Origin of the sequence: uncultured Tissierella sp. (assembly GCF_902479755.1) — a bacterium.
Taxonomy (GTDB): domain Bacteria; phylum Bacillota; class Clostridia; order Tissierellales; family Tissierellaceae; genus Tissierella; species Tissierella carlieri.
The window spans coordinates 24,824-38,921 of the sequence record NZ_CABSQO010000009.1 but is presented as its reverse complement, the minus strand read 5'-3'; the positions used below and the strand labels follow the sequence as shown (position 1 = coordinate 38,921).

16 protein-coding genes are annotated in these 14,098 nt (G+C 30.4%); 10 read left to right on the top strand and 6 right to left on the bottom strand.

Features of this window, described 5'->3' with window-relative positions; translation table 11 throughout:
- The first annotated feature begins 8 nt into the window (after positions 1-8).
- Both RDK80_RS06710 and RDK80_RS06705 read left to right on the top strand, forming a co-directional pair.
- Positions 9-1,214 (top strand): patatin-like phospholipase family protein, encoded by a 1,206-nt coding sequence (locus tag RDK80_RS06710; RefSeq protein ID WP_308523824.1) that lies wholly within the window; start codon positions 9-11, stop codon positions 1,212-1,214.
- Between the two features lie 138 nt (positions 1,215-1,352).
- Complete coding sequence (locus tag RDK80_RS06705) at positions 1,353-1,850, top strand: hypothetical protein (protein WP_094904506.1); 498 nt, start codon at positions 1,353-1,355, stop codon at positions 1,848-1,850.
- 65 nt (positions 1,851-1,915) lie between these two features.
- On the opposite strand, the gene RDK80_RS06700 is transcribed toward RDK80_RS06705, so the two are convergent.
- From RDK80_RS06700 to RDK80_RS06690, 3 genes are all read right to left on the bottom strand, one after another.
- Entirely contained in the window at positions 1,916-2,500 is a 585-nt protein-coding gene (locus tag RDK80_RS06700; RefSeq protein WP_308523823.1) for an N-acetylmuramoyl-L-alanine amidase, read from the bottom strand.
- A 148-nt stretch (positions 2,501-2,648) separates the two neighbouring features.
- Entirely contained in the window at positions 2,649-2,870 is a 222-nt protein-coding gene (locus tag RDK80_RS06695) for a BhlA/UviB family holin-like peptide (RefSeq protein ID WP_308523822.1), read from the bottom strand.
- On the bottom strand, positions 2,861-3,400 hold the full coding sequence (locus RDK80_RS06690; protein ID WP_308523821.1) for a sigma-70 family RNA polymerase sigma factor: 540 nt from the start codon (positions 3,398-3,400) through the stop codon (positions 2,861-2,863). The genes RDK80_RS06695 and RDK80_RS06690 overlap by 10 nt, the downstream gene beginning before the upstream one ends.
- Before the next feature lie 224 nt (positions 3,401-3,624).
- On the opposite strand from RDK80_RS06690, the gene RDK80_RS06685 reads away from it, so the two are divergent.
- The 3 genes from RDK80_RS06685 (at position 3,625) to RDK80_RS06675 (ending at position 5,251) form a co-directional block, all read left to right on the top strand.
- Entirely contained in the window at positions 3,625-3,852 is a 228-nt protein-coding gene (locus tag RDK80_RS06685; RefSeq protein WP_216556644.1) for a hypothetical protein, read from the top strand.
- Between the two features lie 145 nt (positions 3,853-3,997).
- A complete protein-coding gene (locus RDK80_RS06680; protein WP_276536564.1) occupies positions 3,998-4,519 on the top strand; it encodes a peroxiredoxin in 522 nt (173 codons plus the stop codon).
- A 99-nt stretch (positions 4,520-4,618) separates the two neighbouring features.
- Positions 4,619-5,251: a CoA pyrophosphatase gene (locus RDK80_RS06675; RefSeq protein WP_216556642.1), complete on the top strand. Its 633-nt coding sequence runs from the start codon at positions 4,619-4,621 to the stop codon at positions 5,249-5,251.
- A gap of 115 nt (positions 5,252-5,366) precedes the next feature.
- Here the strand turns inward: RDK80_RS06675 and RDK80_RS06670 are convergent, their stop codons facing one another.
- From RDK80_RS06670 to RDK80_RS06660, 3 genes are all read right to left on the bottom strand, one after another.
- Positions 5,367-6,590 carry an MATE family efflux transporter gene (locus RDK80_RS06670; RefSeq protein ID WP_308523820.1) on the bottom strand — a complete coding sequence of 408 codons (1,224 nt, stop codon included), beginning with the start codon at positions 6,588-6,590 and terminating at the stop codon, positions 5,367-5,369.
- 104 nt (positions 6,591-6,694) lie between these two features.
- Positions 6,695-7,498 carry a CAP domain-containing protein gene (locus tag RDK80_RS06665; protein WP_256311287.1) on the bottom strand — a complete coding sequence of 268 codons (804 nt, stop codon included), beginning with the start codon at positions 7,496-7,498 and terminating at the stop codon, positions 6,695-6,697.
- A 105-nt stretch (positions 7,499-7,603) separates the two neighbouring features.
- Positions 7,604-7,867, bottom strand: a complete 264-nt coding sequence (locus RDK80_RS06660) for a hypothetical protein (RefSeq protein WP_216562697.1) — start codon at positions 7,865-7,867, stop codon at positions 7,604-7,606.
- 276 nt (positions 7,868-8,143) lie between these two features.
- On the opposite strand from RDK80_RS06660, the gene glpK reads away from it, so the two are divergent.
- The 5 genes from glpK to cobA all read left to right on the top strand — a co-directional run bounded on the left by glpK (position 8,144) and on the right by cobA (position 14,097).
- The gene (gene glpK / locus RDK80_RS06655; protein ID WP_308523819.1) at positions 8,144-9,640 is read left to right on the top strand and encodes a glycerol kinase GlpK; all 1,497 of its coding nucleotides are present in this window, start codon (positions 8,144-8,146) and stop codon (positions 9,638-9,640) included.
- A 195-nt stretch (positions 9,641-9,835) separates the two neighbouring features.
- Positions 9,836-11,068 carry a glutamyl-tRNA reductase gene (gene hemA / locus RDK80_RS06650; RefSeq protein WP_094904033.1) on the top strand — a complete coding sequence of 411 codons (1,233 nt, stop codon included), beginning with the start codon at positions 9,836-9,838 and terminating at the stop codon, positions 11,066-11,068.
- A 9-nt stretch (positions 11,069-11,077) separates the two neighbouring features.
- Entirely contained in the window at positions 11,078-11,674 is a 597-nt protein-coding gene (locus RDK80_RS06645; protein ID WP_308523818.1) for a bifunctional precorrin-2 dehydrogenase/sirohydrochlorin ferrochelatase, read from the top strand.
- 24 nt (positions 11,675-11,698) lie between these two features.
- On the top strand, positions 11,699-12,601 hold the full coding sequence (gene hemC, locus RDK80_RS06640) for a hydroxymethylbilane synthase (RefSeq protein ID WP_308523817.1): 903 nt from the start codon (positions 11,699-11,701) through the stop codon (positions 12,599-12,601).
- The gene (gene cobA, locus RDK80_RS06635) at positions 12,598-14,097 is read left to right on the top strand and encodes a uroporphyrinogen-III C-methyltransferase (RefSeq protein WP_308523816.1); all 1,500 of its coding nucleotides are present in this window, start codon (positions 12,598-12,600) and stop codon (positions 14,095-14,097) included. The genes hemC and cobA overlap by 4 nt, the downstream gene beginning before the upstream one ends.
- The last annotated feature ends 1 nt before the right edge of the window (position 14,098 follow it).

The window sequence follows — 14,098 nt, the reverse complement described above, 5'->3', positions numbered from 1 at the left end:
TATTGGAAATGTATGGCCTAGTATTAGAAGGCGGAGGAGCTAAAGGTTCATATCATATGGGAGTTTATAAAGCATTGATGGAATCGGGGATTGAGATAAAAGGAGTTGCAGGAACATCAATTGGTGCTTTAAATGGAGCAATGATTGTACAAAATGATTATGAGAGGTGTTATGATCTTTGGAATGAAATTACTTATTCTATGGTTGTTGATGTAGACGATGATGAAATAGATAAAATCATGCAATTAAAATTAGTGAAAGAGGACTTATCTTTTTTACGAGAAAAAATAAAAAATATAATAAGTACTAAAGGATTTGATATAACACCTTTGAGAAAACTACTAGATGAGTATATAGATGAGGAAAAGATTAGAAAGTCTGGTATGGATTTTGGTATAGTTACCATAAATTTAAGTCCATTTAAGCCTTTATACGTATACTTAGAAGATATACCGAAGGGAGATTTGAAAGAATATCTAATGGCAAGTGCTTATCTGCCTTTTTTCAAATCTGAAAGACTGGGAGGTAAATTATATTTAGATGGAGGATTTTATGATAATCTTCCCTTTAAGATGCTCATAGATAGAGGGTATAAGGACTTAATTTTAGTGAGAACTCATGCCATGGGATTTACAAAAAAACTTGATTTACAAGGCACAAACTCTATTGTAATATCTCCATCTGATAGTATAGGCAAATCCTTTGAATATGATAGCAACAGGGCTAGGGCAAATATAGAACTTGGATATTATGATGGACTAAGGGCATTAAATGGTCTTCAAGGGAATAGATACTATATAGTATCAGAAAAAGATAAGGATTATTATCTTAATTTTTTACTCAGTATACCTGAAGAAGAAGTAAGAAAGATGGAAGAAATATTAAAGCTTCCAGAAATTCCATATAGGAGATCTTTACTAGAACATATAATACCTAAAATATGTTCCATGCTTTCTGTAGGTAAATCTTGTAGTTACGAGGAGTTACTAGTATATCTATTAGAAAAAAAAGCAGAATATTTCAATATAGAAAGATTTAAAATATATACTTTTGAAGAATTATTATCTGAAGTAGAAGATAAAAATATAATAAGAGATAAAGAAGAGACAGGTAAGTTAGATAAACTAATAGAAAAAGTAGATATACTTCCAATTCTTAATAAGGATGAAGTTTTGCTTGATATAGCAGATACAATGTTTAGTAGGAGAGAGTAAATCTCTCTCCCCAATTAATAATCTATAGTTTGCAAAGAAATAAAAAATAAATTATTAATTCTAAACCTGCTTATGGACAAATTCACAATAAAAAATATATAAGTAATATTTTTTAGAAGATAGGAGGTGTTAAATAGGGTGAAAAAAAAGCTTATTACTGTATCGTTAATTATTTTAGTTTTATTGGGTTTAAAGCTAACAAGTCGCTTAACTTTTGAAAGTTTTATTAATTCTTTTGGCAACTCAAAACAACATGTCACTAAAGATGTTGAAAAAAATATTGGCTATGAAAAGATAGATAGATTAAAAAATATCACTTATGCCTTTGATAAATTTGAATTATTTTTAAAACCGCAATCGTCTAAATTAGTTGATGATTCCTTTAATCTAAATGAATTAAAGCCTGATATATATGAATTGTTAGATGATACTTTACTTATATATTGTTTTAAAGATGAAAAAAGTTTAAATAAAGGATTAGAACAAATTCAAGAAGTATTTAATAATGATTATTATAAGTATACAATAGAAGATGATATATTAATTATTTATTATCCTAGCGAATATTCCTTGGAAGCTACAAATTCAAATAAAAAAATACAAGAAGTTGTTGAATATATTGAAAATAGTAAATAGAGTTAAAAATCTTTTTAACTCTATTTACTATTTTTATTCAATTATTGTATTTGTTTATTTGAATTTTAATAAAAGTAATTCTCTAAACCTTTAAATATTCCATTTACAAAGTCTAATTTTCCTTCAAAGTGGGAAATGAATTCATCATTATCAGGGTTTGTCATAAATCCTAATTCTAATAATACAGCAGGCATTTCTGTTTCTCTTAATACCTGAAAATTATCTTCTCTTACACCAGTAGATCCCCATGTATTTAGTCCAGTCCATTCAGGGATGCTTTTAGCCATTTCTTCGGCTAGTGGCTTGTTTATTCTTTTATACCAATGAGCTGAAATTCCATTTGCTCTTGAATTATCACTTCCATTATGGTGTAGAGAAATAAAAACATCTGCTCCCCATCTGTTTGCTAATCTAGCACGTTCTCCAAGACAGACAGGAATATCTCTAGTTCTACTTATTTCTACAATTGCACCTTCAGATTCTAATAATCCTTTAAGTTCAAGTCCTATTGTTAATACAGAATCTTTTTCATCTCCAGATAAGTTACCACTTGTCCCAACATTATAAGAGCCATTGCACAATCTTCTCCCTTCAGCACTAGTTCCACCATGTCCCGGGTCGATAAATATTTTTTTTCTTCTTAAACTCATTTTGTTCCCTCCTAAAATTATTTTTAATACAGGCAGCTAAAGAATATAAAATACATAATTTTACTTCTTAACTTTTGAGAATTTTAACTAGCTAAATGTTTCTCATAATATATAAACGAAATAGATTTCATTAAAGTAAACTACGAATTTAAATTATTTTGTTCTTAATTTCTACAATATCGTCTTTTATATCATCAATAACATTTAACTTGTCTGTTAAGACAAATATAATTTCTTGATATTTAATTTCTCTAGACTCTTGAGCGGTATCCCTTTTTTCTTGATTTCTTAAAATATAAAAAATTAAACTTATACTTAACATCGCCCATATTCCTTGAGTAGCAGCAATTTTTAACACTTCTAATTCCATCTTATTTTTTCCCTTTCCAAGTTTTCTTTTATTCTTTTAAAAGCCTGTTTTTTTGTATTGTGAATAGCTTGTTTTGTTACACCTTTATCCTTGGCTACTTCCACTTCTGTTTTTTGATGAATAAAAATTTGTTCAAGAACCCATTTTTGATTTTTAGTTAATGGTTTAATTAAGTAATAAAAGTTCAATTTACTCTCGATAGATTCAATGTTTGTGGTCAAAGTTTGATAACGAGTGATATTATCTGTTAGCATCTCAGTATTAAAACGTATATTTTTTCGTACAATATCTATATATTTATTTCTTATAACTGTTGAAATGTAGTTTGCAAATTGACCATCTGAAATATTATTTGCTATATCCATTTTTTCGAGCCCTTCAATCATTGAAATTATAAGTTCTGAACTAATATCTTCTTTAAAATATTTTCTATTATATTTATTTATGAGTGGCATGAATTCTAATATAATGTCTAGTAATGCATTTTTATCCCCCTGTTTGCATTCAATTAAAAGATTAGTTAATTTCATTTTCTTTTCCCCCCTAACCTTAAAAATAGGAACGGAATTGTTACATCTAAAGTAAACCAAAAACATTCAAAAGCCAAACGCTTTAAAAACTAATCTTATTAATTCAATCATATGAATTAATGAAATGAGTGAAAAAGAGTTCCTCTGACTTATATATAAGTTATGGCATCTATGGTGTTACGATAGTTGTTGTATAGAAAGAAATAAAAGTTATACTTAGGAATTTGGTATATCTATTAGAGAAAAAGGCGGAATATCTTAATGTAGAAAGGTTTAAAATATATACCTTTGAAGAACTATTATCTAAGGTAGAGGACAAAAATATAATAAGAGAGAAAGAAGATATAGGTAAGCTAGATAAACTAATAGAAAAAGTAGATATACTTCCAATTCTTAATAAGGATGAAGTTTTGCTTGATATAGCAGATATAATGTTTAGTAGGAGAGAGTAAATCTCTCTTTTTTGTTGGAATATAGAAGAGCTACATCTAAATGATAATAATTATCAATTTAATGTTTATTTTATATAAAATTGGATATAAATAAAATGATTGATAAATAAATCAAAAACTAAAAGATAAAATATGGAGGTATATAATGGATAGAATAGTAGGAAAACAAGCACCAGATTTTAGAATGAACACTTGTGATGGAGATGGATGTAACTTTGGAGAAGTTCGTCTATCAGACTATAAAGGAAAATGGTTAGTTATGTTCTTTTACCCATTAGATTTTACTTTTGTATGCCCTACAGAGATTACAGGATATAGTAAGAGAATAGATGACTTCAAAAAAGAAGATGCAGAAGTATTAGCTGTATCTGTAGATAGTGAGCATTCACATAAGGCATGGATTAATTCAAGCTTAGGTAAAGTAAACTTCCCTATGGCTTCTGATATGACAAAGAAAGTTGCTAGTGACTATGGAATATTGATAGAAGAAGAGGGTGTTGCTTTAAGAGGGCTGTTTATTATAGATCCAGAGGGAATAGTTAGATATTCAGTAGTCCATGATTTAAATGTAGGAAGATCAGTTGATGAAACTCTAAGAGTACTTAAAGCTCTAAAAACTGGTGGACTTTGCCCAGTAGATTGGGAAGAAGGGGAAAATTTACTTTAAAGATAAGGAGTCTAATAAGACTCCTTTTAAAATAAGTAACAAAATTGGTGCCTGGCACCATTTTTGTTACTTATTTTACCAGATAGAGAGGTGTAAAGGATGGATATAGAAGAAATTAGAGAAATAATTAGGAACAGAACTCCTAGGCCCATAGATATAAAACGGAATTATTCAGTACTTATACCAATAGTTGAAAACAATAATAGATTGGAAATAATATATGAACTAAGATCTAAAAATCTAAATAATCAGCCTGGTGAAATATCTTTCCCAGGGGGAGAAGTGGAAGATAATGAAACTTTTAAAGAGGCAGCCATAAGAGAAACTATTGAAGAATTGAACATAAAAGAAGAAAATATAAACATAATTGGAGAATTAGATTATTTAGTTTCCTATGCCAATATTACTATTCATTGCTTTTTAGGCACTATTTCTGGATTAATTGTGGATAATATAGTTCCCAATCCTCATGAAGTGGATCATATATTCACAGTTCCCTTAGACTTCTTCTTAGAAAATGAGCCGGATATTTATTATTTAGATCTAAAAACAGTATTAAATGACGAATTCCCTTATAATTTAATACCTAAAGGAAGAGATTATAACTGGAGAAGCGGAAAACACTCTGTTATGTTTTATCACTATAAGGATTATATTATTTGGGGATTTACAGCGAGAATGACTAAAAATCTTATAGATATAATTAAAGGACCTAAATTTATTAGGTCCTAATTTTCTTCTATTATATTGTTAAATTTTGGATCCTTTTCATCAACAAGGTTTTTCACACTTTTAATTACAAAATATACAGTGATTATAGACGCTATAAGATCTGAAATAGGTCCAGCTAACCAAACACCTGTCTTGATAAGCTAAGTAGCATGGCGTGTTTCGGTCTGCCTGTGGCTTGAAAATAATTGGAGCTTACAACTTGAAAGCCTACTATAGGAAACATAGCTAGATATATTCTCATTCCTGGAATACCGATTTTTAATATTTCTGTGATATTTCCTTCTTTACTGATGAAAAGTTGATATAACTGAGCAGGAAATAGTTGAGTTAATAAGAATCCCATGGTAGTTATTGCAGTTGCAGCTATGGTAGCATATTTTAGAGTTTCTTTTACTCTATCATATTTTTGAGCTCCATAGTTAAATCCAATAATAGGCTGAGAACCTTGGTTGATACCAAATACAGGCATCATTACCATCATAGCTACGCTATTTATAACAGCCATACTTGAGTTAGCCAAATCACCGCCATAACTCTTTAGGCTATTGTTTAATAGAACAGTTACCATACTGCCAGCTATTTGCATACTAAAAGGTCCAAGGCCTATTAATACTATATCTTTTGCAAGTTCTAGTTTTAATTTTAGATATTCCTTTTTAATGTTCAACATACTCTTTCCGCCAAAGAAATATCTCATAACCCATAGAGCTGATAAACCTTGAGAAATAATAGTTGCAAGAGCAGCACCTTCTACACCCATATTAAACCAAAAGATAAATATGGGATCTAATATAGTATTTGAAATGGCACCTATTAACATGGTTTTCATTGCAATAGTTGGACTGCCTTCACCACGAATAAAGTTATTCATTCCAAAACCAATAGCTTGAAGTGGTGCTCCGATTAATATTATCTTCATATAATCATAAGCATATTGATAGTTTGAAGGAGAAGCACCAAAAACATTTAATAAAGGTTTTAAAAAAATAAGACCAAAAACAGATATACATAAGGATATTAGTATCAAAAGAACAAATGAATTTCCAGTAACTTTCTCGGCTTCTTCCTTACGATCCTGACCTAATTTGATAGATACTAATGTATTTCCTCCTATACCTATTAACATACCAAAAGCCATGATAATCAAAGAAATAGGTGAGCTAATAAATAAGCCTCCAATAGCAAGTTCACCTACACCTTTACCTATAAAGATTCTATCTACTATATTGTATAATGCATTTACTATCATTCCTGTGATAGCAGGTAGGGAAAATTTAACTAGTAATTTTCCAATGGGTTCTTCACCTAATAATTTTCTTCTTTCGTTTTCTCTATTCATTTTCTCACCTACATAATAAAATAGTTAGCCTTCTCTTTTGAGAAGGCTAACTATTATTATACCACAAAATCCTATATATTAAAAATTATATTTTGACTGTCTAATTAATTAGTGAACATTTGAGTCCAGTAGTTTGTTCCATTAGAGGATTTATAATGTCCAACACCTATTTTATTGAAGCTAGGATTCATTATGTTTGCTCTATGTCCTGATGAATTCATCCATGCAGTGACTACAGATTGAGCAGTAGGTTGACCCTTTGCAATATTTTCTCCTGCGGTATTGTATTTAATACCGAATTGTTTCATCATATCGAAAGGTGAACCGTAAGTAGGAGAAGTGTGGCTGAAATAATTGTTTTTTGCCATATCCTCAGATTTCTTCCTAGCTACACTTGAAAGTTCACTACTTGCTACAAGCGGTTTTAAACCTTCTTTTTGTCTTTCAATATTTACTAATCTAACTACTTCAGTTTCTATTGCTGATAATCCTGATACTGAAGGTGTTTCAGTTGTAGGTGGTGTAGTTGGTTTAGGATTAGTAGGTGTTGTTGGTTCGGTAGGTGTAGTTGGCTCTGGGTTACTAGGTTTTGTTGGCTCAGTTGGTGCTGGGTTTGTTGGTGTAGTTGGCTTAGGAATTGTTATAACATTTCCTGGTTTGCTTCCTGGTCTATTAGTAATTATTGTCCAATTGTAATTAGGATAATTTTTACTTGTTGTATTTTGTTGTGTATTTGAATTTTTATCGCAATCATAGTTATAATTTTGAGAGTATCCTTTGTTATAATTGTTCAATATTGAGTTATAGTCAAAGTTCGTAAGATCGAAACTTGCAGCACTAGCTGCAGATGAACTAAGTATTGTGGCTGCTACTAATGAGTAAATTACTTTTCTTTTTTTTGTAAACATGTTTTGTCCTCCTTGAAAATCTGAATAAACTTAACTTTTTTTGATTAGTTTGATTTTATAAATTGTAATCAATTTATAATAAATAGAATTTTTAAAACTATATCTTTATTTTGTTAAACAATTTCCTAGTTTATTAACAATAGCTGTCAAATCAAATTTAGAACAACTGCTGTCTGTTGTATCTTGTTGTGTATTTGAATTTTTATTGGAGTCATAATTGAAATTGATGCCGTATTCTTTGATGTAATTATTTAATATTGAATTACAATCAAAATTTGCAAGATCAAAGCTTGCAGCATTAGCTGCAGATGAGCTAAGCATTAGGGCGGCTATTAATGAGTAAATTACTTTTCTTTTCTTTGTAAACATATTTTTGTCCTCCTTGAAATTTTGAGTAAATTTAACTATCTTAACTTGCCTCCTTTCATAAATTGTAATCAATTTGTAATAAATTGAATTTTTTAAAAGTATATCACTAGTGCAAGGGGTAAATAAACCCTCAATACATGGCAGGTTTACATAATATTACCAAAGGGGTATCTATAAAGGGGTATTTATTTAGATTAAAAATCTTCTCTATATTAGTTTGAGGAAAATGTTTAAATGATGGTATAATGTAATAAAGAGTATAAGAGAGGTGTGTCCATGGATAAAAAATATATTATGGCCTTTGATCAGGGGACTACTAGTTCTCGTGTTATTATCTTTGATAGACATGGAAAAATTGTAGGGAAGGCCCAGAAGGAGTTTAATCAGATTTATCCTCAAGCTGGCTGGGTAGAGCATGATCCTATGGAGATATGGGGGACTCAATCAGGAGTGGCTAGAGAAGCCTTGGAAAGAGCAGGTATTAGACCAGATGAAATAGCTTCTATAGGTATTACAAATCAAAGAGAAACTACAATAGTTTGGGATAAAAATACTGGGAAGCCAATATATAATGCAATAGTTTGGCAATGTAGACGTACGGCAGACATCTGTAACAGTTTAAGAAAGATGGAAATGGAGGAATATATTAGAAATAATATAGGTCTTGTGTTAGATGCTTACTTTTCAGGCACAAAAATTAAATGGATACTAGATAATGTGGAAGGGGCAAGAAAATTAGCCGATGAAGGCAAACTATTATTTGGTACTGTAGATACTTGGCTTATATGGAATTTAACCAGAGGGAAGGTACATATAACGGATTATTCTAACGCATCTAGAACTATGCTTTATAATATTAAGGAGTTTAAATGGGACGAAAAACTATTGAAAGCATTGGATATACCTGTTAGCATGTTGCCAGAAGTAAAGTCTTCCTCTGAAATATATGGATATACAGATGATCTAACCTTTGGTGGTGCTAGGATACCTATATCAGGTATAGCAGGTGATCAGCAGGCCGCATTGTTTGGACAGAATTGTTTTGAACCGGGAATGGCAAAAAATACCTATGGAACTGGATGCTTTATGCTTATGAATACAGGTGAGAACTTTGTACCATCAAAAAACGGTTTGTTAACTACAATTGCTTGGGGTGTAGATGGTAAGATAGAATATGCATTGGAGGGAAGCATATTTGTTGCAGGAGCTTCTATACAATGGTTAAGAGATGAACTAAGACTTATCAGAACAGCCGAGGAATCCGAATATTATGCAACAAAGGTTGAAGATTCCAACGGTGTATATGTAGTGCCTGCCTTCGTAGGTCTAGGGGCACCTTATTGGGATATGTATGCAAGGGGAGCTATAGTGGGGCTTACTAGAGGAACTAAATCGGAACATATAATACGAGCTACTCTTGAGTCAATTGCATATCAAACAAGGGATGTACTTGAGGCCATGCAAGAGGATTCAAATATTAAACTTCAATCTCTTAAAGTAGATGGTGGTGCAGTAGTGAATAATTTTCTTATGCAGTTTCAATCTGATATACTATCTACAACAGTAGAGAGACCAGAGATAACAGAGACTACTGCCCTTGGAGCAGCTTATTTAGCAGGACTTGCGGTAGGTTTTTGGAAAGATAAAAAGGAAATAAATGATAAATGGAATATAGAAAGAAAATTTTACCCTGTTATGGATAATGAAAAAAGAGATAAACTCTATTATGGCTGGAAAAAAGCTGTAGAAAGGTCACTTGCTTGGGAAGAATAATAACTTCACTTTTTGTATTTATTGAATATTCATTAAGATTTACTATGTTTGATATTGAAATTACTGAACTATTATATCCATATAAAAGCTTGTCAAAAATTTAATAATGAAATATCATTAGGGTATAGACTAGTTATTATATTGAAGTTTTATAATAGACGTTAACGAGAGTTTTCATTATATAGGAGGGCAAAAATGGAAGTAGCAGTAATTGGAATAAATCACAATAATTCACCAATTGAAGTACGGGAAAAGTTTTTCTTTTCTGAATCTATGAAGATAGAAAGTTCAGATCAGATATTAGATAAATCTACGAAGGAAATAATCATTGTTTCAACTTGCAACAGAAGTGAGATATATGTTGCAAGTGATAATATTGATCTATCAATAGATGAGGTCAAAGAGTTTTATAAAGAATTCTTTAAGTTTTCACAAGCAGAAGACTATATTTTTGTTAAAAAAAGAAGGGATGCTGTAGTTCATCTTTATATGGTAGCTGCAGGACTTGACTCAATGGTATTAGGAGAAGATCAAATATTAGGACAGATAAGAGAATCCATGACATTTTCTATGAACTTAGGATTTAGCAAAAAGGTATTAAATCGATTGTTTATGGATGCAATATTTGAGGGGAAAAAAATAAGAAGCAAATTAAAGATATCTGAAATACCCTTATCTACTAGCTATATTGGAATAAATCTTCTCAAGAAAGAAATAGGCTCTTTAAATGGTAAAAAAGCTCTTATAATTGGAGCGGGAGAAATAGGTACCTTAGCTATTAAATATTTATATGAAGAAGAACTAGAACAAATATATGTAACTAATAGAACCTATGAAAAAGTGAAAGAGATATGTAAGGATTTTGATAAATTAACTCCCATAGAATATGATGTAAGATATGATATCTTGGAAAATATAGATATTTTAATCACTGCTACAGGAGCGCCTCATACAATTATAACCCATAGGGATATAAAAAAGTTACCAAATAGATTATACATATTGGATTTAGCCCTTCCTAGAGATGTAGACCCCAAAATTGGAGAAAAAGAAAATGTAATTTTATATCATAACGATGATTTGCAAAAAATGTCAGAAGAAAATCTATTAAGAAGAAAAGAACTTTCAGAAGAAGCTATAGAAATAATAAATGGAGATGTAGGGAAATACATAAACTGGATAACCACCTTAGACGTTGATCCTGTCATAGAATCTTTAAATAAAAGATGCTTTTCTATAAAGGAAGACACTATGAATTATATTAATAGAAAAGTAGAATTAGATAAAAGAGAGAAAAAGATAATAGATAAGATGATCATGTCTGCCTTGAAGAAGTTTATAAGAGAACCTATTAAGATTCTAAAAAAAGCGGATGAGGAAAATTCAGAAGAATATATAGAAATAATGAAAAGATTATTTCAAATATAGAGGTGGACTATGTTTTATCCTATAATGATAAATATCAGTAATAAATTAATTATAGTCGTTGGTGGAGGAGAAGTAGCCTATAGAAAGGCTGCAAAGTTTCTAGAATTTGGCGGGAAAGTAATGATTTTAAGTCCAAATAATATTGAGAAATTTAGAGACTTAAAAGAAAAGTATAAAGAAAAGTTAAATTTTATATATGATAAATATAATAAAAAATATATTCACGACGCTTTCTTAGTAATAGCAGCAACATCCTCTAAAGAAATAAACCAGCAAATTTCAAATGATTGTAAGGATTTAAGTATATTAGCTAATATTGTTGACAATAGAGATAGTTCTGATTTTATAACCCCCTCTATTATAAGCAATGATAATTTAACAATTTCTATTTCTACAATGGGAAGTTTTCCATACTTAAGTAAGAAAATAAGAACGGATATGGAAGAAAAGTATAAAAAATTTAACAAAGAATATTTAAATCTTTTAGAGGAAGTTAGATATTTGGTATTAGAGAAACATAGAGATAAAACAAAAGAAGCGATGGAATATGCTTTAAGCTTAGATATAGATGAATTAAAGGATTTGTTAATAAAGTTAAAAGATTAAATTTACATAAGGAGAACTGGTAATATGAAAATAATAGTTGGCACTAGGGGAAGTAATTTGGCATTAACGCAAACAAATATGGTCATAGATATTATAAAAAAAGCTCATCCAAATGTTGAATGTGAGGTCAAGATAATAAAAACAAAGGGGGATATTATCAAAGATCTTCCTATTGACAAGATAGGTGGTAAAGAAATATTTACGAAAGAAATAGAAAGAGAATTATTAGATGGTACTATTGACATGGCTGTACATAGTATGAAGGATATGCCTGGAGAACTTCCAAAAGGATTAAAATTATCTTTTACACCAGAAAGAGAAGATTATAGAGATGTATTAGTTTTAAGGAAAGGCATAAATAGTATTGATGATATACCTCTTGGTGGAAAAATAGGGACAGGTAGTAAAAGAAGAAAATATCAAATATTAAAATGTAGACCAGACTTGGAAATGGTTGGAATAAGAGGAAATATAGAAACTAGAATAAAGAAAATAGAAGAAGAAAATTTAGATGGAGTAATACTAGCAGCAGCAGGAATCAATAGATTAGGTTTGAATTTAGGAGAACGAGTAGTTCACTTAGATAGAGATATAGTATTACCATCTCCTACACAAGGAATATTAGCTATTGAGATTAGAGAGAATGATAATAGACTTGATAATATTCTAAAAAGTATATCCCATACAAAAACAGAAATCCAAGGGAAAGTGGAAAGAGCATTTCTGAAGGGTGTAGGGGGAAGTTGCCATATTCCAGTAGGAGCATACTGTGAAGTCGTAGGCGACAAAATATACTTAGAAGGACTTTTAGGTACAATGGATGGAGAAGTTTTAATAAGAAGATCTATAGAGGGAAATCTAGATTCATTAGAAGATATAGGATATGTTTTAGCCAAAGACATGGTTAAGGAGATGAATAAAGCATGAAAGGGAAAGTATATCTAATAGGAGCAGGTCCAGGAGATCCAGGTTTAATAACATTAAAAGGCTCTTCATACTTAAAAGAGGCAGATGCAGTAGTATATGATAGATTAGCTAGTCCTAGATTATTAGAAGATCTTAAAGAAGGATGTAGACTAATCTATGTAGGAAAGGCATCCAAAGATCATACAAAAACACAGGATGAAATAAATGAAATAATATTTCAAGAGGCTAATAAGGGAAATATAGTTGCAAGACTCAAAGGAGGAGACCCTTATGTATTTGGACGAGGTGGGGAAGAGGCCGAATACCTTTATGATAGAGGGATAGATTTTGAGGTAGTGCCAGGTGTTACTTCTGCAATTGGTGGACTTGCCTATGCAGGAATACCCATTACACATAGGGGAATAGCTACATCCTTTCATGTAATTACTGGGCATCTAAAAGATGAAAATGAAGAATTAGACTGGAAAGCGTTGGCCGTATTAAAGGGTACTTTAGTTTTTCTAATGGGTGTTTCAAACTTACAAAAAATAACAGAAAATTTATTAAAACATGGAAAAAGCAAAGAGACTCCTGCAGCCATTATAAATTGGGGAACTACTCCTAGGCAACAAGTATTAGAAGGAAATCTTTCTAATATATATGAAAAGGCCTTAAAAGAAAAAATAAAGCCACCAAGTTTAATAGCTATTGGAGATGTAGTAAGTTTAAGAGAAAAATTAAATTTCTATGAAAAGAAGCCCTTATTAGGAGAAAATATAGTAGTCACTAGGGAAAAAGCCCATGCAATAGATACAATAAAAAAAATAGAAAAATTGGGAGGAAATGTTATATCTTTTCCTACTATAAAATTAGAAGAGATAACTCCAAACAAAGAGTTAGAAGAAGCTATTAAAAATATAAGTAAATATTCATATATAGTATTTACCAGTGTTACAGGAGTAGATATTTTCTTTAAAAAGCTTTTAGAATTAGAAGATATAAGAACTTTAGCAGGAATTAAAATAGCTGCTGTAGGAATTAAAACGGCAAATGCCATTAGAAAATATGGAATAATAGTAGATATAATACCAGAGGAGTTTGTAGCAGAAGATTTAATAGATAAATTAAAGGAAGTACTAACTAGAGAAGATAAAGTACTGATTCCAAGAGCAAAATTAGGCAGACAAGAATTAGTAGAAGAATTAGGTAAAGTTTCCTTAGTAGATGAATTAGTAATCTACGATACTGTAAAAAGCAAAGAAAGTAAAGATGAGATAATCAATGCAATAGAAGATTTAGATTCTTACTATTTATTGTTTACATCTTCATCAACATTTGTAAACTTTGTTGAAATACTTGGAAATGATAGTAAAATAATTTTAGATAAAGGAAAGATAATATCCATTGGGCCAATTACTACAAAGACTATTGAAGATGAAGGTTATGTGGTATATAGACAAGCTGAAACCTATACAGTAGATGGAGTGTTAGAATTACTTATGAAGGAGAAAAGATAAA